This is a genomic window from Streptomonospora nanhaiensis (genome assembly GCF_013410565.1).
Classification (GTDB): Bacteria; Actinomycetota; Actinomycetes; order Streptosporangiales; family Streptosporangiaceae; genus Streptomonospora; species Streptomonospora nanhaiensis.
The window spans coordinates 98848-118866 of record NZ_JACCFO010000001.1; the positions used below are offsets into that span (position 1 = coordinate 98848).

The following is a 20019-nucleotide window of genomic DNA, read 5'->3' on the forward strand; positions in this document are numbered from 1 at the left end:
CGGCACCGGCCGCGGCGAGGGTTGCGGCCGAACGGGAGGCGGGCCGATGACCCGCCGGCTGGTCGTGGAGGCCGACGGCGGCTCGCGCGGCAACCCCGGCCCGGCCGGGTACGGCGCCGTCGTGCGCGACGCCGACACCGGCGCCGTGCTGGCCGAGATCGCCGAGTCCATCGGCGTGGCCACCAACAACGCCGCCGAGTACCAGGGGCTGATCGCCGGGCTCGCCGCGGCGGCCCGGCTGGACGCCGCCGCCGAGGTCGAGGCGCGCCTGGACTCCAAGCTCGTGGTCGAGCAGATGGCCGGCCGCTGGCGGGTCAAGCACCCCGACCTGCGCCCCCTGCACGAGCGGGCCCGCGCCGCCGCAGAGGAGCTGGGCGCCGTCCGCTACACCTGGGTGCCGCGCGCCCGCAACGCCCACGCCGACCGGCTCGCCAACGAGGCCATGGACGCCGCCGCCGAGGGCCGCCCCGTACGGCTGGAGGCGGTGGAGGCCCCCGAGCCCACGGCGGGCGCGGCGGCCGGAGCGGGCGCCGGGGACGCGCCCGCGGGCGGCGCCGCGCAGGCGGGCGCCGACGCGTCGGCGCCCGGCGGACCGGCCTCGGGGGGCGAGGGCTCCGGCGCGTCCGAGGACCCGGCCCCCGCCCCGGCCGACGCCGGCGCGGCACCCGAGGCCGGCACGGGCGGCGGCGCGGACTCCGCCGCGCAGGCCGGTGTCGCCGGGTCCGCCGCCGCCACCGGCTGGGCCGCCCCCGACACCTCGCCGACGCGGCTCGTCCTGCTGCGGCACGGCGAGACCCCGCTGTCGACCGAGCGGCGCTTCGCGGGCGTGGGCGACATCGCGCTCACCGAGACCGGGCACGCCCAGGCCCGCGCGGCGGCGCGCCACCTGGCCGGGAGCGGGATCGACGTCATCGTCGCCTCACCGCTGCGCCGGACCCGCGACACGGCCGCTCCCATCGCCGCCGAACTCGGCCTGCCCGTCGAGGAGGACCCCGACCTGCGCGAACTCGACTTCGGCGCGTGGGAGGGCATGACCTTCGGCGAGGTCCAGGAGGCCCACCCCGAGGAACTCGCGCGCTGGCTGGCCAACCCGCACACCGCCCCCTTCGGCGCGGAGAGCTTCGCCGAGGTCGCCCACCGGGTGGCGGCCGCCCGCGACCGGCTGCTGTCCCGCTACGCGCGCAGAACGATCCTGGTGGTCAGCCACGTGACCCCCATCAAGGTGCTGCTCCAGCAGGCGATGCTGGCCCCGCCCGAGGCGCTGTTCCGCATGCACCTGGACGTCGGCTGCCTGTCGCGGATCGACTGCTACAGCGACGGCCCGATGGTGGTGCGCGCCCTCAACGACACCGGCCACCTCGCCTGACCGAGACCCCCGCCCGCCCCCGCTCGCGCCGCCCCCGGCGCCAAGCGGGGGCGATACACTGCCGGGTAGGGAAGAGTCGGCCAGGCGGTCGCGGCACCGCGTGCGGTGTCGAGGAAAGTCCGGACTCCACAGGGCAGGGTGGTCGGTAACACCGACCCGGGGCGACCCGCGGGACAGTGCCACAGAAAGCAGACCGCCACCGGCTCGGCCGGTGGTAAGGGTGAAACGGTGGTGTAAGAGACCACCAGCGGCCGGAGTGATCCGGCCGGCTGGGTAAACCCCACCCGGAGCAAGGTCAAAAAGGGGGAGCACACGTTCCCCCGCGCGAACGCTTGAGGGCGGCCCGCCCGATGTTCGCGGGTAGACCGCACCGAGGCTGTCGGCAACGGCAGTCCCAGATGGATGACCGCCCGGTCCCCAGCGGACCGACAGAATCCGGCTTACCGGCCGACTCTTCCCCGCACGGCGTCCCCTCAGCGGCGCGGCCCCGGTGCCGGGGCGCCCGCTCGGACCTGTGGGCGCCGCCGCACGCCCCCGCGCAGGCCCACCCCCGGTACCGCGCGGCCCGCACCCCGCGCGCGCCTGCCCCGCTCCCGCGCCGGATCCGGCAGCGCGCGGGCGGAACGGACCCCCGATCACCGGATCCGCGCGAGCGGAGTCCCCGCCGACGATCCGTGGTTCGCCGGACACGTTCGGCGACCGAGACGGCGGTGGTGGATCGTCCCGCCGACGAGACGACGGCCGGAGGGCTCTGGGCGCGCGCCACGGGTGTGTGCCGGGGTGCGGCCATAGCGCCTCGAATGGGGCGACCCGCGGCCGGGCGGCGTTAGATTGGGAGCGTCAACACGCCCCCGGTTGCCGCCGCCCGGGGGTTTTCACGGGTGCCGCTCGGCGCCCGTGCCGCAGCGATTCGGGTATCGGTGAGAATCACGTTGTCCTCCACGACCTGGGTGATCCTGTTCGCCCTGCCGATCATCGCGATCATCGCGATCATCGCGTTCGCCAGGTATCACTCCTCCGATGTCCAGCAGGACGGGCGCGACGACATGCCGGACGACACCTGACCCGCCGGGTCCCCCGGCGGGCGGCGCCGTCGGCGCGGTGCCGCCCTCGGGGGCCCGGCAGCCGGTCAGCCCGCGGGCGAGGGGTCCTGCGTGCGCGCGGAACCGGCCGGGTCGGTGTCGGCGGGCGGCGGGGCCTGCGGCGGCACCGGCGGCCTCGGCGCGGGGCCCGGCGGAGCCTCGGCCAGCTCCGCCGCGGGTACGGGCGTGAACTCCCCGGAACCGGGGTCGAGCACCGAGATCTCGGCGGTCTCCAGGTCGTAGTACATGCCGGTCAGCTCCAGGCGGCCCTCCTCGTAGCGGCGGCGCACCGCCGGGTAGGTCAGCAGGTTCTCCAACTGCTGCACCACGTTGGCCTGCGACAGCAGCCGCATCGCCTCGGGCGCCGGCGCCCCCAGCAGCCGGGAGCGGCCCGCGCGGGCGGCGCTGGCCTCGCCGTGGCCCAGCCAGCGGCCCAGGTGCGCGAGCTCGGAGTCGTCAGGCGTGCCCGCGCGCTCCATCAGCGCCTTCATGGCCCCGCAGTTGGAGTGCCCGCACACCACCACCGAGGGGACGTCCAGCACGGTCACCGCGTACTCCACGGCCGCGCCCACGGAGTCGTCGGGCTGGGCGGCGCCGTGCCTGGGCACCAGGTTGCCGATGTTGCGGACCGTGAACAGGTCGCCGGGCCCGCTGGCCGTGATGACGTTGGGCACCACCCGGGAGTCGGCGCAGGTGATGAACAGCGCCTTGGGGTGCTGGCGGTGCGCCAGCCGGCTCATCAGCGAGCGCATGCGCCCGGCCGTGCTCGCGTGGTACTCGCGGGCGCCGCTGAGCAGGAGGTCCGAGGGCGGGTCGCCGTGGTCGAAGCCGCGCATCTGCCATGGCGCCCACCAGCGCGACAGGCCGCTGGGCGCGGTCTTGTCGGCGGGCGGGGCCTGCCGCGACCGCCGTTCGTACCAGTTCTCGTGGACCTCGTCGATGTCGACGGTGCCGCCGGTGCGCTCGTGGTCGAGCCGCCAGGCGTGGATGGACTCGAACGCGGCGTGGTCCATGAAGTCGACGTGCAGGTCGAGGTCGACGTGGGTGCCGTTGGGCACGGTGCGCAGCACGTGGGCCACGCGCGGAACCCCCAGGAAGGTCAGCGAGCCCTGCACCACGATGTGCCAGCGGCCCTCGAACTCCTCGGTGAGGACGGTGACCCGGGTGAGACGGCGCAGCGACACCAGGATCGCCACCGCGAACCCGATGATGACGCCCTCCAGCAGCCCGAACACCACGACGGCGCCCAGCGCCACCACGTAGACGCTGGCCTCGCGGTGGCGGCGGAGGTCGCGCAGGCGCGCCAGGTTCACCATCTGGGCGCCGATGAACACCAGCAGGGCCGCCAGTGCCGCCATGGGGACCAGCTCCGCCGCCGTGGCCAGCAGCGCGATGAACACCATGATCCAGACGCCGTGCATGATCGCCGAGAGCGGGGTGCGCGCCCCCGCGCGGGCGTTGGCGGTGCTGCGCACGATTACGCCGGCCACCGGCAGGCCGCCCAGTGCGCCGCTGACGGTGTTGGCGGTGCCCTGGCCGATGAGTTCGCGGTTGAGGTTCACGCGGGGGCCGTCGTGCAGGCGGTCGACGGCGATGGCGCCCAGCAGGGACTCCACACTGGCGACCAGCGCCACCGCCAGGGCCCCGATGGCCACCCCGTGGAGGTCGGCGCGCTCGGGCAGCAGCGGCCCGCTCCAGGCGGCGGCCAGGGAGTCGGGCAGGTCGACGCGTTCGACCGGGAGTTCGGCCAGTGTGGCGACGACCGTGGCCGCGGTGATGGCCACCAGGGCGGCGGGCAGCAGCCGGATACGGCCCACTCCCGGCAGGCGGGGCCACACCAGCAGCACCGCGATGGTCAGCGCCCCCACCGCGACGGCCGGGGTGTGGCTGTCGAGCAGTTGGCCGGGGAGTTCGGTGATGCCGGCCATGGCCGAACTCGGGGGGTCGCCGCCGAGCACCACGTGGATCTGCGCCAGCGCGATGGTGACGCCCATGCCCGCCAGCATGCCGTGGATGACCGCCGGCGAGACGGCCAGCGCGGCCCGGGCGATGCGGAACGCCCCCAGCCCGAGCTGGATGACCCCGGCCAGCATGGTGATGAGGCAGGTGACCCGCCAGCCGTAGGTGTGGACGAGGTCGGCGACGATGATGGTCAGGCTGGCCGTCGGGCCGCTCACCTGTACCGCCGAGCCGCCCACGGAGCCGGCGACGATGCCGCCGACGATGGCGGCGATCAGCCCGGCCACCAGCGGCGCGCCCGAGGCGACGGCGATGCCCAGCGACAGGGGCACCGCCACCAGGAAGACCACCAGCGAGGCGGCGAGGTCGCCGGGGACGTTGCGGAGTAAGGGGAGCGAGCGCAGGCGGGTCAGCGGGCCGGTGCCCGCATCCCGGGGCGCGGTCGATGTTCCCTGGGCGTCGTGACGCATGGTTACCCCCGATGGGTGTGAACGAAAAGGCGCTCTGGGACAGCGGCCGTGCGGAGGATCAGGGAGCCGACCTCGGAACCTGACCCAGCGAACGCTGTTGGGCACCCACGGTAACGAACGCGTACGGTTAATGGACGGGCACATTAGGTGATCTTGACAACCGTGGAACCGGGAACTTTCCGGCCCGCCGGCACGTGGAAGTACGGGCGCACGCGAAGGGGGGCGGGGCGCCTCGCGCGCCCCGCCCCCCTTCAGCGGTCCGAATCGGTCCAGGCTAGCGGAACCGTCCGTCGTTGTAGCCGTATCCGCCCTGGCCATAGGGCGGAGGGGCGTTCTCGGGGTCGTGCTGGTCGGGGTGGCCGCCGCCGTAGGCCGGCCACTCTCCCGAGGGCGCGTCGTAGCCCGGTGCGGTCGGATAGCCGCTGTAGGGCTCCCCGGCCTTGGGGTACTCGCCCAGCACATCGGGGTAGCCCGAGTACGGCCCGCCGACCGGATCCGGGCCGCCAGGTTGCCCCGGTCCGGGCACGGCCGGGCCACCAGGTGGGGTGGGGCCGCCCGTTCCCGGGCCGCCCGCGGCGCCGATGCCGGAGTAGCCGCCCGGCCCCTCGGAGCCGCGCGGGGGCGCGGGGTAGGCGCCGCTCTCGTAGGGGTCGCGCCCGTAGGGCCCGGAGCCGTAGGGGGAGGGCGGCTCGTAGCCGGTGCTGCGCGGCGCCATGGAGGGCTGTTCGCCGGTGGGGTCGCTCCACCCCGGCTGCTGCTGGTCCCACAGGGCGGCGGGCGGGGTGCCGTAGCCGTACCCGCCGCCGGGCGCGCCCGCCGGGGGCGGGGGCACCGGCGGGGCCGCCGGCGGCGTCGGCTGCGGCGGCTCGGGCGCCGGCGGTGCGGCGTAGGAGCCGGTGTCGAAGGAGCCGGTGTCGAAGGACTCCCGCGAGAACGACCCGGTGGTGTACTGCGGCGGAGCGGAGGGGTCGAACCCGCTCGCCGGGGTGCCCGGGCCCGCGGGCGGGGCCACGCCGCCCGGCGGGGTGCCGGGGGTGCCCGGCCGCGCGCCGGTGCCCGGCGCGGTCGGCGGCACGGCGGGCCGCTGGTGGGAGCCGGTCTCCAGGCTCGACCAGATCGGCGAGGAGTCCTCGGCCGGCGTGAACGAGGGGTCGGTCAGCGGGTCGCCGCCGGAGCCGCGTCCGCCCGGGTAGGACGTCCGGCTGTGGGAGCCCGTGTCGTAGGGCGAGGCGGGCGGCGAGGGCTCGTAGCCGGGGCGGGTGTGGGAGCCGGTGTCGTAGGAGGGCCGCGAGGAGGTGCCGGTGTCGAAGGGCGAGCGGCCCGCGGAACCGGGCTCGTAGCTGGAGCGGCTGTGCGACCCGGTGTCGTAGGAGGAGCGGGGCAGCGGGCCGGAGTCGTAGGACGGGCGGCTGTGGGAGCCCGTGTCGTAGGGCGAGGTGCCCGACGAGGGCTCGTATCCCGGGCGCGCGTGCGAGCCGGTGTCGAAGGAGCCGCGCGGCGAGGCGCCGGAGTCCAGCGGCGAGCGGCCCGCGGAACCGGGCTCGTAGCCGGGGCGCGCGTGGGAGCCGGTGTCGTAGGAGGAGCGGGGCAGCGGGCCGGAGTCGTAGGACGGGCGGGTGTGGGAGCCCGTGTCGAGGGACGAGGAGCCCGAGCCGCTCAGCGGGGTGGACCCGCCCAGCGGGTCGCGGGAGTAGGAGCCGGTGTCGCGGGAGGTGTCCCACCGCGCGGTGCGGTCGGCGGACGAGCCGGAGCCGGGACCGGAGGCCCCGGCGGCGGGCGCCAGCGGGTCGATGGAGGAGGACGAGGGGCTGGAGGGGCGGCCGGGGGAGGCGGTGCCGCCGGCGCCGCCCGGACCGCTCTGCGCGAACGGAGCGGTGGCGGCCGAGCCGCTCGCGGAGGAGCGGGAGGGCCCGCCGAGCGGGTCGGCCAGGGGGTCGCTGAGCGGGTCGGCCAGGGGGTCGCTGAGCGGGTCGGGAGCCGCGGGCGCGGGCCGCGCGGGGGCGGCGGGCGCCGAGGGCCGCTGACCGGCGCTGGGCAGCGCGCGGGGGTCGGCGCCGCCCGCCTGCGGGCGGGGCTCCTCGGCGCGGTCGGTGTCGGTGCGCGAGGTGTCGCCGCCGGGAGCCGATCCCTGGCCCAGGCTCGCCAGCACGGCCAGGCCCGACGCGTCGCCGGGGCCGCCGGCCTGGGCGGCGGAGGGCGCGGGCGCGGCCGGGGCGGCGGGCTCGGCGACGCGGCGCCGGGAGCCGCGCCCGGACTCCCGCCCGGAGTCGCGCTTGGGCGCGGGGGCGTCGTCGTCATCGTCGTCGGGCAGCGCGGCCATGGCGGCGGTGGACTCGGCGCGGGTGTCGCGGCGCCCGGCGAAGGGGCGGTCGTCGTCGCTGTCGGAGTCGTCGCCGGAGAGGCTGGACCAGAAGTCGTTGTCGGACAGGCCGCCGGCGTCATCGTCGTCGTCATCGCGCGCTGCCGCGCGGCCGCGCCGCGCCCGCGAGCGGGCGGGAGCGGACTCGCCGCGCGAGCGGCGGTCGCGGCCCCGGGGGCGGGAGCCGGCGTCGCGGTCGTCGTCGGCCTCGGCCTCCGCGTCGTCGCCCGCGTAGTCGTCGTCTTCGTAGTCGTCGTAGCCGTCGTCGGCGTTGCCGGCGCTGAGCGCCCGCATTCCCAGCAGGATGAGCACCAGCACGATCAGGACCACGATGATGGCGATGATCGCGATAAGCGCAATGGTCATGGTGAATGCACCACCCTAGGGCCCGCGGCCTGGTAGAGGACAGAGCTGCCACCGGCGGTGGTGATGTGGCTGGCCGGTGTGGAGGCGCGCGGAGCGGGGGCGGTGGGCCGGGCTGAGGGAAGCAGGCCGTACCGCGCGCTGAAGCGGTATCGGGAAACCGTGGCCCGTTCGGGAGCCCTCGCCACGACGCGGAGCGGTTCGCCGCCCGGCGGCCGGCCGCGCGCGGGGGCGGCGGGCAGGCCGGGCGCGGCGCCGGGAGCGCGACCCGTCGCCGGGCGCGGGCGCCGATGCGAGCGCTTGCACGATTCGGTCATGAGGTAATCAACGGGGGGCACGGACCCACTTTATGCATAGATGCGGCATGAGTGCAGAGGGCGACGGACGCTTCCCGCAGTGCGCGCGGGACCCCGCGCGGCCCCGCTCCCGGGCGGGGGACCCGCCCGGAGCCCGCGCGCGGGTGTCCGACTTCACTACTCATTGGTAACGGTAAGGGAGCCCCGCGCCACCGCGCGATCGGCGATGGCGTCGAGGGACTCGTCCAACGGGGCGTCGTTGGGCAGGTCGAGCTCGCTGTTGAGGGCGTAGAGGGTGAACCGGATCTCGCTCGCGCCGTCCTCGGAGAAGCACGGCGGGTCGTAGGCCGGTTCGCCCTCGCTGTTGAGGCCCTGCTCGCCCGGCTGGGGCACGGTGTTCTGCCGCAGTTCCGCGCTCTGCGGGTCCAGCCCGTAGAGCACCCAGAAGACGACGGCCTCCTCGGGGGCGTCGACCACCAGCGCCAGCGACTGCGTGACGTCGCCGCCGGGCAGGCCCGACCACTGCAGCGAGGGGGAGACCCCGTCGCCGTCGCAGGTGTAGAGGTCGGGCAGCGGCTCGCCCTCCTGGAGCATCGTGCTCGTCAGGTTGATCTCGTCGCTGAGTTCGGCGTCGGTGCCGGAGGGCAGCGTCCCGCACCCCGCCGTGGCGGCCAGCAGCAGCGCGGCGCCGCCGGCCGCTGCGGACCGCGCTCCCGCGCGGCGCGATCGGGGTGAACGTCGGCGTTCGACCGGGAACATGGGACTCCTGCGAAACGATGCGTCGGTGGCTCCTGCGCCGCCACGGCGCCCCGGACGCGGTGAGGGAGGTGCGTACCGGGCGCGTGCTGCGGCGTTCCACCGAACCCTACTGCGGTCAGCGCAGCGATGAGCCCAGTACGCCCGGCTGCCCGGTCCCTCACTGCGGCCCGGCCGAAACGGGAAGGTCGGCTGTCCCCTTCGCCGGAGCCGGCCGCCGGGTCGGCCCAGGGCCGACCCGGGGGAGGGCGGAGGTGCCCTGGGCTGGGCGGTTGCCGGTTCCGGGGGTGGGGCTTGGGGCTGCGTCGGGGGCGCCGAGGGGGTGGGTGGCCGGGGTGGGCGGTCATCGTGCTTCGGGGTGTGTGGCTGAGGTTCCGAGGGGCGGCGATGACGGCGGTGGGTGGCCCGGGCGGGTGGGTATCGGTTCCGCTTGCGGGTGGGCGGGGTTGCGCCGGGGCGGCGACGACCCACGTGGCGGGGGCCGGCCGGGCAGGCCGCGCCGCTCTGTGTTTCGGGGGAGCCCTGCCACGAGCGGTGTCCGAAATGCCACGCATGCCCCCCATGGTTGTCTCATGATGTGAGACGAATGGGGCTGTGTGGCGACGATCTAGCGGTTTGGACGTGGATTTCTACCGACAGCCGTAGATCGTCGCCGATAAAAAGGGGCATTCGTGCCAAAGTGGGCGGCGGGGGCCGCGAGGCGTCTCACATGGTGGACGTTTGCGCCTTTCAGGTGGCTGTTGGGGCCCTGCTCGGCGCCTCGATGCGAGGGCAATTCGGGCAAAAGGCGGCAAAGGCAGTAGTTGAAAGTAGACCTGTCTGCGGTTTCCGCTCCCGGGTCCTCGCGGCGGTCTTCTCCCGGCCAAGGGGCACGCCTCGGCCCCCGGTCGGCGCACCTTCCTCCCATGGCCGGGATCGCGCCGCGACCGCCACGCCGCCCCTCGCGCCCGTCGGGGTCTGCGCCACCGCCTTCGGTGCCGGTGGCCGCTCGCCGCACCGCTGCCGCCGTCGCCGCCCTCGTCGGGGCGGTCACCACACCCATGTAGACCGATGTCCGGCGACCAGGGCATTCGCCGCCCTCGCGCCCCTAGTGCGATCAGCGCCACACCCCGCTCGCGCTGGTTTTCCACAGCGCGCCGAAAACCCGTTGAGCCCGCTTTGGCGTCATCGGGAATTATGGACCTGTGCGGTTCTCCATCCTCGGCCCCCTCGTCGTGCACGGCGACGACGGCGCGGCACTGCCCATCGGCGGCACGCGGCTGCGCCGCCTGCTTGTCCTGCTGCTGCTCTCCCCGGGGCGCACCGTGCGCAGCGAACGGCTCGTCCACGGGATCTGGGCCGACGAACCCGAGCCGGTGAGCGCGGGCAACGCCCTGCAGGCGCTGGCCTCCCGACTGCGCCGCGCCCTGGGGTCGGCCGCGCCGCTGCACGGCGATCCCACCGGGTACCGCCTGGACATCGACCCCCGCAGCGTCGACCTCGTCCGCTTCGAGGAACTGGCCGACAAGGGCCGCCGCGCCCGCACCGAGGGCGATCCCGCCACCGCCGCCGCGCACCTGGCCGAGGCGCTCGGGCTGTGGCGCGGGCCGGCCCTGGCCGACCTCGGCGGCGGGGGCGGGGCCGACGACGTCGCGGTGCGCCTGGCCGAGGCCCGCCGGGGCGTCGAACTCGACCTGCTCACCCTGCGCCTCGATCTCGACGGCGCCGAGGCCGTCCTGCCCGACATCGAGGCCGCCGCCGCGCGCGAACCCCACGCCGAGCGCCCGGTCGAACTCCTGATGCGCGCGCTGGCGGCGGCCGGGCGCCAGGCCGACGCGCTCGCCGCCTACGACCGGCTCCGCCGCGCCCTGGCCGACGACCTCGGCATCGACCCCTCCGCTGAACTCCAGCGCCTGCACGTGCGGCTGCTGCGCGGCGAGCTGACCGCGCCCTCCCCGCCCCGGCCCCGGCGCGAGACCCCGCCGCCCGCTCCGCCCCCGCGCGCCGCCCCGGTCAAACGCCTGCCGCACCACCTCACCAGCTTCATCGCCCGTGAGGACGAGTTGACCCGCGTGGGCGAACTCCTCGCCGCCGAGCGCCTGGTCACCCTGATCGGTCCCGGCGGCGCGGGCAAGACCCGGCTGTCCATCGAGGCCGGCGCCCGGTTCGTGGAGGAGCACGCCGACCTCGCCGCCGGCGTGTGGTTCGTCGAACTCGCGCCGCTGCGCGAGGGCGCCGACATCCCCCACGCCCTGCTGTCGGCCCTGGGCCTGGGCGACTCCGCCGCCATGGCGGTGTCCTCCACCACCGCCCACGTGCCCGCCATCCTCGACCGGGTCGTCGACTTCATCGGCGGCCGGGACATCCTCGTCGTCATCGACAACTGCGAGCACCTGGTGGCCGAGACCGCCCAGGTCGCCGAGCGCCTGCTGGCCGCCTGCCCCGGCCTGCGGATCCTGGCCACCAGCCGCGAACCCCTCGGCATCGCGGGCGAACGCCTGCTGGGCGTCCCCTCCCTGGAGCTGCCGCCCGAGGACACCCCCGCCGAGCGCGCCGGCGACTACGCCTCGGTCCGGCTGTTCGCCGAACGCGCCCGCGCCGTGCTGCCCGGGTTCACCGTCGACTCCGGCAACGCCGAACACGTCGTGCGCGTCTGCCGCGAACTCGACGGCCTGCCGCTGGCCCTCGAACTCGCCGCCGCGCGGCTGCGCGCCATGCCGCTGGCCCACCTGGCCGCCCGGCTCTGCGACCGCTTCCGCATCCTCACCAACGGCAGCCGGTTCGCCCTGCCCCAGCACCAGACCCTCCAAGCCGTCGTGGACTGGAGCTGGGAGCTGCTGGACGACACCGAGCGCACCCTGCTGCGGCGGCTGTCGGTCTTCGCCGGCGGCGCCACCCTGGACGCCGTCGAACGCGTCTGCGCCCTCGACGACGGCCCCGACGTCTGGTCGGTGCTGTTCGCCCTGGTCGACAAGTCCCTGGTCATCGCCGACGTCCCCGACGACCCCGACACCGAGCCCCGCTACCGCATGCTGGAGACCGTGCGCGCCTACGGCGCCCAGCGCCTGGCCGAGAGCGGCGAGGAACCCGCGGTGCGCCGAGCCCTGGCCCACCACGTCCGCGACCTCTTCCGCGAGGCCGACCCCCACCTGCGCGGCCCCGACCAGCTCGCCTGGCTGGCCCGGCTGCGCCAGGAGCACGACAACCTCACCTCCGCGCTGCGCTGGGCCGTCGCCGAACGCGACACCGACCTCGCCCTCGACCTGGTCGCCGGGTCGTCCTGGTACTGGCAGATGGTCAACACCTGGACCGACCTCGTGCGCTGGTGCGGCGACATCCTCGACCTGATCGGCGACCGCGTGCCGCCCGGCCGCGCCGCGGCCTACGCCCAGTGCCTGACGGTCAGCGTCATCGGCGCCATGCCCGCGATGGTCGAACCCGCCGCCAAGAGCCTGCTGCGCGCCGAGGAGATCCTGGAGGAGGCCGGCGACACCCCCTGGAACCACCCCAGCCTGTTCTCGCTGCCGCTGCTGCTGGGCATGCTCGGCTACGACACCGCCGGCCGCCTGGACCGGCTGGACCGCGTGGTCCAGACCCACCCCGACCCCTGGACCCGCGCCGCCGCCCGCCTGTTCGGCGGCCTGCTGGCCTCCCACCACGGCCGCGGCGCACAAGGCCGCGAATGGGTAATGGACGGCCTGGCCCGCTACCGCGCCATCGGCGACCGCTGGGGGATCGCCCACGCCCTCACCTGCGCCGCCGACGTCGCGCGCTACAGCGACCCCCAGCGCGAACTCGAACTCCTCACCGAGGGCGGCCGCCTGGTCGACGAACTCCGGCTCACCAGCCTGGCCGCGGTGTTCCACGTGCGGCGGGCGGTGCTGATGGCCGCGCGCGGCGCGATCGCCGACGCCCGGCGCGAACTCGACGCCGCCCGCGGCGCGGTCCCCGATCCCGAGACCCGGGTGTTCCTGCGCGTGGGCGAGGCCGACGTCGCGCGGCTGGCCGGCGACCCCCTGGGCGCCGACGAGATCCTCAACGACCTCACCGCCGCCGTCGAGGCCATGAACGAGGTCATGCGCACCCAGGTCGAGGCGCTCGTGCTGGTGCGGCGGGCGCGCACCGCCATGGCGCTGGGCCGCACCGCCGAGGCCCGCGTGCGGGTCGCGGCCGCCTGGGACGCACTCCACCCCTTCATCGGTGAGATGCACGCCGCCGAGGTCCTGGAGGCCCTGGCCGAGGTGCTGGCCGCCACCGCCCCTGAGCGCGCCGCGGTGGTGCTGGGATACGCCGAGGCGGTGCGCGGCCTGCCCAACGACGCCGACCCCGAGGTCGCGCGGTGCCGCCGGCAGGTGCGCGACCTGCTGGGTCCCGACGGGTTCGACCGCGCCTACGACGAGGGCCGCGGCGCCGACCGCGCCCGGATGGCGGCGCGCGTGGCCGCGTGGCTGGAGGAGTGGCGCCCTGCCCGCCCCTCCGGGCCGGGCACGCTCAGCGCCTGAAACCCGCGCCCAGTCCCCGAACCAGGGGGACGCCGGGCCACCCCGGCCGCCCGGCGCGAGCGGTGGCTCAGCCGAACAGGCCGCGGCGCCGCAGCAGGGAGTCGACCTGCTCGGCCACCACCGGGGTGAGGTCGGCGCCCGCCTGGTCGTGCTCCACCCGGAACCGGCCGAACCGGTCCTGGCTCTCCAGGAACAGCCCGCCGCGCTTGTCGACCTCGATCACGACGTCCACGCCGCGGTCGTCGGCGACGAAGGACAGTTCCATCTCGTTCAGCCGCCCCGCGTAGCGCGGGGCCGCGCGGTACTCGAACTCCTGGTAGAGCGGGAACTCCTGACGGGTGCCGGAGAGGGTGCCGTGCTCGATGTCGGTCTTGACCAGCCCGAACCCCAGCCGGTCCACCGCCTCCAGCACCGCCCGCTGCGCCGGGAGGGGGTCGACCCGCACGGGGTCGAGGTCGCCCTTGTCGGGCTGGCCGCCGATCACGACATCGGTGCTCAGCCCCAGACCCGCGCGCGGCAGGGGGCGGCCGTCGACCTCGGTCAGCGGGCTCTGCAGCGACACCGGGTACTCGAAGGGCAGCCGCCGCTGCTCCCCGGCGGCCAGGGTGAACGGGCCGCTGACGGCGACCCGGGAGAACTCCATGGTGGTCTGGCCCTCGTGGTCGCCGATCTCGACCTCGACCCGGGCGGCCAGCGCCACCGCGATCTCGTCGATGCGGGCCTCGACCTCGCCGCCGACCAGGTCGACCCGGCCGACCAGGCGGTCGCCGGGGCGCACGAGCGGCTGCTCGATGACGGTGTCGATGCTGGGGCCGCCGATGCCGAACGCGGCGAGAAAACGCTTGATGCCCATGCCGTCCTCTTCCGGTGCAGGGGGTGGGGACCGCCGCGCGCGGCGGAACGTACCCGCCCGCGGTGCTCGCAGGCTCCGACGCGCCCGGCACCGTTGGGGTTCCCCGCCCGCGCGGCGCCATGCCGCGCGGGCGGGGGAGGGGAGGGGGAGAGGGCCGGTCAGGCGCGGCGCCGGTAGGCGCGGGTGGCCAGCGGGAAGAACACGGCGGTGATCAGCACGCTCCAGCCCGCCACCCACAGCAGGGGCTCGCCGGCGGGCTGTCCCTCCAGCAGGGCCCGCATGGCGTCGATGACGTGGGTGACCGGGTTGAGCTCCGCGAAGGTCTGCATGAACCCGGGCATGCGGTCGGTGGGCACGAACGCCGAACTGGCGAAGGTCAGCGGGAACATCCAGATGGAGCCGAAGATGTTCACGGCCATGGGGGTGCGCAGCAGCAGCCCCATGAACGCCGAAAGCCAGCACAGCGCGAAGGCGAACACCATGACCACGGCGGTGGCGGCCACCAGGCCCATCACGCCCCCCTCGGGGCGGTAGCCGATCAGCATGGCCACCAGCACCACCATGATGACGGTGAGCAGGTAGCGCACGAGGTCGCCGAGGATGGCGCCGATCAACGGCGCCGAGCGGGCGATCGGCAGCGACCGGAACCGGTCGAAGATGCCCTTCTCGATGTCGGAGTTGAGCGCCACCCCGGTGCCGATCGTGGCGAAGATGACCGACTGGGAGATGATGCCCGGCGTGATGAGGTCGCGGTAGGCCTGCCAGTCGCCCATCATCGCCTCGCCGAAGACGAACACGAACAGCGCGACGAACATCAGCGGCATGAAGGTCAGACCCAGCACCTCTTCGGGGTTGCGCTGGATCTTCAGCAGGCTGCGCCAGGTCAGCAGCGCGCCGTGGCGCACGGTGCTCAGCGGGGTGATGCGCTGCGCGGTGGCGGGGCCGGCCGCAAGCGGCGACGGCTCCACCGTGTTCACGGCGCTCATGCGTGGGTCCTTTCGGTCTGATCGGCACCGGCGGGGTCGTCCCCGGCCGGGGCGGGTTCGGCGGTGTGGCCGGTCAGGGCCAGGAAGACCTCGTCAAGGCTGGGCTTGCGCAGGGTCAGCTCGGCGACCTGGACGCCGGCGTCGTCGAGGCGGCGCACGACCTCGGGCAGCACGGCGGTGTCGCTGACCGAGGCGTTGGCCGCGCCGTCGCCGGAGCGGACCTCGGCGCCGGTGACGGCCTCGACGATGCGGGCCGCCTGGTCCAGGCGCGCCGCCTCCACAGGGCGCACCTGCAGCACCTGGGAGCCCGCACGGGTCTTGAGCTGGTCGGGCGTGCCCTCGCTGATGACCCGGCCCCGGTCGAGCACCACGATGTCGTCGGCGAGCTGGTCGGCCTCCTCCAGGTACTGCGTGGTCAGCAGCACGGTGACGCCGTCGCGCACGAGGTCGCGCACGACGTCCCACAGTTCGTTGCGGCTGTGGGGGTCCAGGCCGGTGGTGGGCTCGTCCAGGTACAGCAGGCTGGGGCGGCCCACCAGGCTGGCCGCGAGGTCGAGCCGGCGGCGCATGCCCCCGGAGTAGGTCTTGGCCGCGCGGTCGGCGGCGTCGCTGAGCGCGAAGCGGTCGAGCAGTTCGGCGGCGCGCGCCCGGGCGTCCGCCCGCGAGAACCCCAGCAGCCGGGCGATCAGCATGAGGTTCTGCGTGCCGCTGAGGTCTTCGTCGACGGCGGCGTACTGGCCGGTCAGGCCGATCAGGCGGCGGACCGCGTGGGGTTCGCGCACGACGTCGTGGCCGCCCACCAGCGCCTGCCCGGCGTCGGGCCGCAGCAGCGTGGCCAGGATGCGGACCGTGGTGGTCTTGCCGGAGCCGTTGGGGCCCAGCACGCCCAGGACAGCCCCGGTGCGCGCCGTCAAGTCCACGCCGTCCAGCGCCGTGTGCCCCTTGAACCTCTTGACCAGGCCCTCCACACGGATGGCGTGAGTCATCGTTCCTCCCAACGTCCGTTCATGCCTCAAGTCTGGTCACCGCTACTGACAAAGCGCTGATAACCGTTTCGGGGCGCTGACACCGGGCCGTCAGTGCGGGCCGGACCGCCTCGCACGGCGTCAGGGGCCCCGCCCGCGCCGGGGCCCACGCCGCCCGACCGGCCCCCTCTACACTCGTGCCGTGACGACTCGACTGAGATCCCCCGCACACCGTGTGTCCCGAAGATCGGTCGCGATGTGGACCCTCCAGATGGCCGTATCGGCCGCGGTCGTCACCGCGCTGCTGTGCGCCGCCGCCTGGGGACTTCGCGCGGCGTCGTGGTTCTGGGTACCCGACCCGGTGCTGCGCTACGCCTGGTGGCTGCCCGGCGTCTACGGTGTTTACGCGCTGGTCCGCGCCGTGGTCGCGCCCCGCTGGCGCTACCGCGTGCACCGCTGGGAGGTCACCGCCGACGTCGTCTACACCCGCACCGGCTGGCTGAGCCGGCAGTGGCAGCTGGTGCCGGTGAGCCGCATCCAGACCGTCGACCACCGCCAGGGCTGGATGGAGCGGCTGTTCCGGGTGGCCACCCTGGAGATCCAGACCGCCTCGCACGCCGGGTCGACCACCATCGCGGGGCTCGACGCCGCCGACGCCCAGCGCATCTCCGAGGAACTGGCCGAGCGCGCCACCGAGCTGCGGGACGACGCCACGTGAGCGGGCACCCCAACCCCGGTCCCGGCCCCGATCCCGAGCGGGAGCACGGCCCCGGTCCCGAAGGCGCTCCGGCGCCGGCCCCCGCCCCCCACGGCCCGGCAGCACCCGGCGCGGCAGCACCCGCCGGCGCCGACCCGGGCGCGGACCCGAGCGCGGACCCGGGCGCCGACGGCGCCCCGCCGGCGCCGCCCGAGGACTCCGGTGCGCCCGCGCCGCCGCCCGAGCCCGCCCGCCGCCTCAGCGCGCTGACGATGGTGACCGCGCCCATCGCCTACCTGCGCAACTTCCTGGTGCCCATCGCCATCGCGCTGGTCGCCGGGACCTACAACTTCAACCCCTGGGTCCTGGGCAGCACGGGCGCGGCCGTGGTCGCCATGCTCGTCGGCGGCCTCGTCACCTGGCGCACCTTCCGCTACCAGGTGAGCGCCGACCGCCTGGAGATCCGCCGCGGGCTGATCAGCCGCTCCCGCAGGTCCATCCCGCTGGAGCGCATCCGGGGCGTGGACATCACCGCCACGCTCCTGCACCGCGTGCTGGGCCTGGCCGTGGTCCGCGTGGAGGCGGCGGCCGGGGGCGAGGCCAGCGAGGAGGGCAAGCTCGACGCGGTCACCGCCGCCGAGGCCGAGCGGCTGCGCCGGGTGCTGCTGCACCGGCGGGCGGTCCTGCGCGGCGAGAGCGCCGCGCAGGCGGCCCCGGTCCCCGCCCCGGGCGCCGACGAGGGCGAGGCAGGGGCGCCGGCCGCGCCGGCGGGCGCCGCGCCCGGCGAGGACGGCGACGCCGACTCCGAGACGTACTTCGTCATGCCGCTGAGCTGGTACTTCTACGCGGTACTGAGCCTGGCCTACCTGCTGACCCCCTTCGCCGCGCTGGCGGCCCTGACGGGCGTTGTCAGCCAGGGCCTGGGCGACGCCGCCGCCGAACGCGGCTTCCGCGACGCCGGCGTCATCGCGCGCGACCTGTACCTGCGCACGGCCGAAGGCGGCACCCTGCTGCTGGTGCTCCTCGCCGCCGCGGTGCTGCTCGTGGTGCTGGCGGCCATGCCGGTCTTCGCGGTCGTCTCCTACGCCATCGCCCACTGGCAGTTCACGCTCCGCCGGCGCGGCCAGGCGCTGGTGACCGAGCGCGGCCTGTTCACCCGGCAGAGCGTCACCCTGGAACTGCGCCGGATCCGGGGCCACGAACTGTGGGACAACCCGCTGGAGCGGCTGCGCGGGGTCGTGCGGCTGCGCGCCGTCGTGACCGGACTCGGCCAGACCGCCACCCGCGCCGCCCTGCTGCCCATGGGGCCGCGCCGCACGGTGGAGTCGGTCGTGGAGCGAGCGCTGCTGCCGTTCGGCGGGCCGCTGCTGCGCCACCCGCGCGCGGCCCTGGGCCGGCGGCTGTTCCGGGCGGTGGCGCCCTTCGCCGCGGCGGCCATCGCCGCCGCCTTCACCGGGCCGGTGTGGGTGGCGGCGGTGCTGGGCGTTTTGGCGCTGCTGGGCGTACCGCTGGGCATCGACCGCTACCGCAACCTCGGCCACGGCGCCGACGACCGCCAGGTGAGCGTGCGCTCGGGGTCGCTGCACCGCGAGCAGGCCGTGGTGCAGCGCGAGGCGATCATCGGCTGGAAGTGGAGCCAGACGCTGTTCCAGCGGCGCACCCGACTGGTGAACCTGCAACTGGCCGTGGGCGCGGGCCCCGGCGGCTACACGGCGATCGACGCCGACATGGCGGAGTCGGTGGCCTTCGCCGAAGGGGTGACCCCCGAGATGGTCCGCCCGTTCGTGGTGCGCGAACCCGACCCCGGCCCCGGGGCGCCGCGCGGGTAGGTGCGGGCGCCGCGAACGGCGGCGGCCCCGCCCCGCGCCCGCCGAGGCGGACGGAAGGGGCGGGGCCGCGTGGCCGACCGCTCCGGCTACTCCGACTTCTTCGAGCCGAACATGATCTCGTCCCAGGAGGGCACCGAGGCGCGCTTGCCGCGCCCCTTGCGGCGAGCCGGCGCGCCGCCCGAGCCGGCGCCCGCGGCGCCGGTTCCGGCCGCGGCGGCCGGGACCGGCGGGTCCTGGCGGCCGCGCGATGCCGGGCGTTCGGCGGCGCGCGCCCCCGGGCGCTGGGCGGCGGCCGGGGGTTCGGCGGGCTGCTCGGCCGGGCGGCCCAGCGCCGGGCGCTCGGGCCGCTCCACGCGCTCGCGTGCGGGCGCGGGGGGCCCGGCGTGGGGCTCGGCGTAGGCGGCGGGTTCGGGGGCCTCGGCGCGGGCGGCCGGGGCCTCGGGCGGGCGCGCGGAGGTGTCGCGGCGCTGCGGCGCGGCGGGCGGGGGAGCGCTGTGGGCGGCGGGAGCAGGGGTGTCGCGGTCGGGGCGGATGCGCACGCGGCCCGGCGCGGCGCGCTCGGGCACGGCCGGCCGCGCGGGCGGCGCCGGAGGTTCGTCGGGGCGGGCGGCGGGAGCCGAGGGCAGCGGGGCGTCGCCGACGGGGTCGCGGCGGGGTTCGGGCCGCGGCTCGGGGCGCGGAGCCGGCTCGGGCTGGCGGTAGGCGGGCTGGGGGCGCACGGGCTCGGGCGCCGGGGGCGGCCCCTGCCGGCGCGGCACGAAAGGGGTGACGTTGGCGCTGCCCGGCCCGAGGTCGAGGGGTTCGTCGGCCTCGGGGGTGAGGAACCGCAGGGCCTCGTCGTCGGCGGGGGTGACCGTGCGGCGGCGGGGCTCATAGACCCAGTGGGCGACCCGTTCCTCGCCCGCGACCAGGAACGCCAGCTTGAGCTGCCAGTTGTTGTCCTCGCGCTTCCAGGAGTCCCAGACGGCGTCGCCGGTCTCCAGTTGGTGGGCGCCGATGCGCTCGGCCACCAGGTCGCCCAGGACGGGTCCGGGGGCGGACTCGCCCTGGCGGCGCACGGTGGCGCGCTGCGCCTGCTGCGCGATGTACTCGCGCTCCTGCAGCACGGGGCTCTCGAACCAGCGCACGCGCTCGATCGGGATTCCGGCGTGCTCGGCGATCGCCTCGGCGGTCTCTCCGGAGCGGATCCGAGCCTGGATTTCCTTGGGGCGCAACGGATTCTCCACTTCGATCTCGTACTGGCCGAGCCGGGAGAACTGGCCGCGCACGGCGGCGCGGAGACGGTCGTCGACGGGCAGCATGAAACGGGTTCCACGGCCGGCACTCGCCAGTACCAGGTAAGTGCCGTCCTCGCTGACGGCGACCAGGCGAAGCTCTTGCATCGCCCTCCTTCTCGCGTCCCGTCGAGGGTAGGTCGTCGGCCATCCCCCATGGTCCCAGTCTCATCGGCGGCCACAGGTTCGGCCAGTACCGCGCCCGGCATGTCCGAACTGTGTGACCCCAGGGTGGTTCAAGACCGCCCGCGGGCTCGTCGTGCTCCCCCGTGCCATCTTGGCA

12 protein-coding genes and 1 other RNA gene are annotated in these 20019 nt (G+C 75.7%); 6 read left to right on the forward strand and 7 right to left on the reverse strand.

What is annotated here, in order from left to right; translation table 11 throughout:
- Nucleotides 1-46 precede the first annotated feature (46 nt).
- From HNR12_RS00450 to HNR12_RS00460, 3 genes are all read left to right on the forward strand, one after another.
- A complete protein-coding gene (locus tag HNR12_RS00450) occupies nt 47-1366 on the forward strand; it encodes a bifunctional RNase H/acid phosphatase (protein WP_179765588.1) in 1320 nt (439 codons plus the stop codon).
- A 72-nt stretch (nt 1367-1438) separates the two neighbouring features.
- An RNA gene (gene rnpB, locus HNR12_RS00455) (RNase P RNA component class A) lies at nt 1439-1825 on the forward strand.
- Between the two features lie 461 nt (nt 1826-2286).
- On the forward strand, nt 2287-2430 hold the full coding sequence (locus tag HNR12_RS00460; protein WP_179765504.1) for a hypothetical protein: 144 nt from the start codon (nt 2287-2289) through the stop codon (nt 2428-2430).
- Nucleotides 2431-2495: 65 nt separating this feature from the next.
- Here HNR12_RS00460 and HNR12_RS00465 read toward each other — a convergent pair whose 3' ends face one another.
- The 3 genes from HNR12_RS00465 to HNR12_RS00475 all read right to left on the reverse strand — a co-directional run bounded on the left by HNR12_RS00465 (nt 2496) and on the right by HNR12_RS00475 (nt 8654).
- Complete coding sequence (locus tag HNR12_RS00465) at nt 2496-4877, reverse strand: SulP family inorganic anion transporter (protein WP_179765589.1); 2382 nt, start codon at nt 4875-4877, stop codon at nt 2496-2498.
- A gap of 274 nt (nt 4878-5151) precedes the next feature.
- Nucleotides 5152-7602 carry a hypothetical protein gene (locus HNR12_RS00470; RefSeq protein WP_179765590.1) on the reverse strand — a complete coding sequence of 817 codons (2451 nt, stop codon included), beginning with the start codon at nt 7600-7602 and terminating at the stop codon, nt 5152-5154.
- Between the two features lie 470 nt (nt 7603-8072).
- On the reverse strand, nt 8073-8654 hold the full coding sequence (locus tag HNR12_RS00475) for a YbhB/YbcL family Raf kinase inhibitor-like protein (RefSeq protein ID WP_179765591.1): 582 nt from the start codon (nt 8652-8654) through the stop codon (nt 8073-8075).
- Nucleotides 8655-9835: 1181 nt separating this feature from the next.
- Between HNR12_RS00475 and HNR12_RS00480 the strand changes: the two genes are divergently transcribed.
- On the forward strand, nt 9836-13132 hold the full coding sequence (locus HNR12_RS00480; protein ID WP_179765592.1) for an AfsR/SARP family transcriptional regulator: 3297 nt from the start codon (nt 9836-9838) through the stop codon (nt 13130-13132).
- A 67-nt stretch (nt 13133-13199) separates the two neighbouring features.
- On the opposite strand, the gene HNR12_RS00485 is transcribed toward HNR12_RS00480, so the two are convergent.
- The 3 genes from HNR12_RS00485 to HNR12_RS00495 all read right to left on the reverse strand — a co-directional run bounded on the left by HNR12_RS00485 (nt 13200) and on the right by HNR12_RS00495 (nt 15957).
- The gene (locus tag HNR12_RS00485; protein WP_179765593.1) at nt 13200-13985 is read right to left on the reverse strand and encodes a sporulation protein; all 786 of its coding nucleotides are present in this window, start codon (nt 13983-13985) and stop codon (nt 13200-13202) included.
- 158 nt (nt 13986-14143) lie between these two features.
- Nucleotides 14144-14971: an ABC transporter permease gene (locus HNR12_RS00490; protein WP_179765594.1), complete on the reverse strand. Its 828-nt coding sequence runs from the start codon at nt 14969-14971 to the stop codon at nt 14144-14146.
- The gene (locus tag HNR12_RS00495) at nt 14968-15957 is read right to left on the reverse strand and encodes an ATP-binding cassette domain-containing protein (protein WP_179765595.1); all 990 of its coding nucleotides are present in this window, start codon (nt 15955-15957) and stop codon (nt 14968-14970) included. Before HNR12_RS00495 ends, HNR12_RS00490 begins: the two co-directional genes overlap by 4 nt.
- Before the next feature lie 235 nt (nt 15958-16192).
- Here HNR12_RS00495 and HNR12_RS00500 point away from each other — a divergent pair, with 235 nt between their 5' ends.
- The gene (locus HNR12_RS00500) at nt 16193-16654 is read left to right on the forward strand and encodes a PH domain-containing protein (protein ID WP_179765596.1); all 462 of its coding nucleotides are present in this window, start codon (nt 16193-16195) and stop codon (nt 16652-16654) included.
- Nucleotides 16651-18462 (forward strand): PH domain-containing protein, encoded by a 1812-nt coding sequence (locus HNR12_RS00505; RefSeq protein WP_308118889.1) that lies wholly within the window; start codon nt 16651-16653, stop codon nt 18460-18462. Before HNR12_RS00500 ends, HNR12_RS00505 begins: the two co-directional genes overlap by 4 nt.
- Nucleotides 18463-18548: 86 nt before the next feature.
- On the opposite strand, the gene sepH is transcribed toward HNR12_RS00505, so the two are convergent.
- Nucleotides 18549-19844: a septation protein SepH gene (sepH, locus tag HNR12_RS00510; protein WP_179765597.1), complete on the reverse strand. Its 1296-nt coding sequence runs from the start codon at nt 19842-19844 to the stop codon at nt 18549-18551.
- Between the last annotated feature and the right edge of the window lie 175 nt (nt 19845-20019).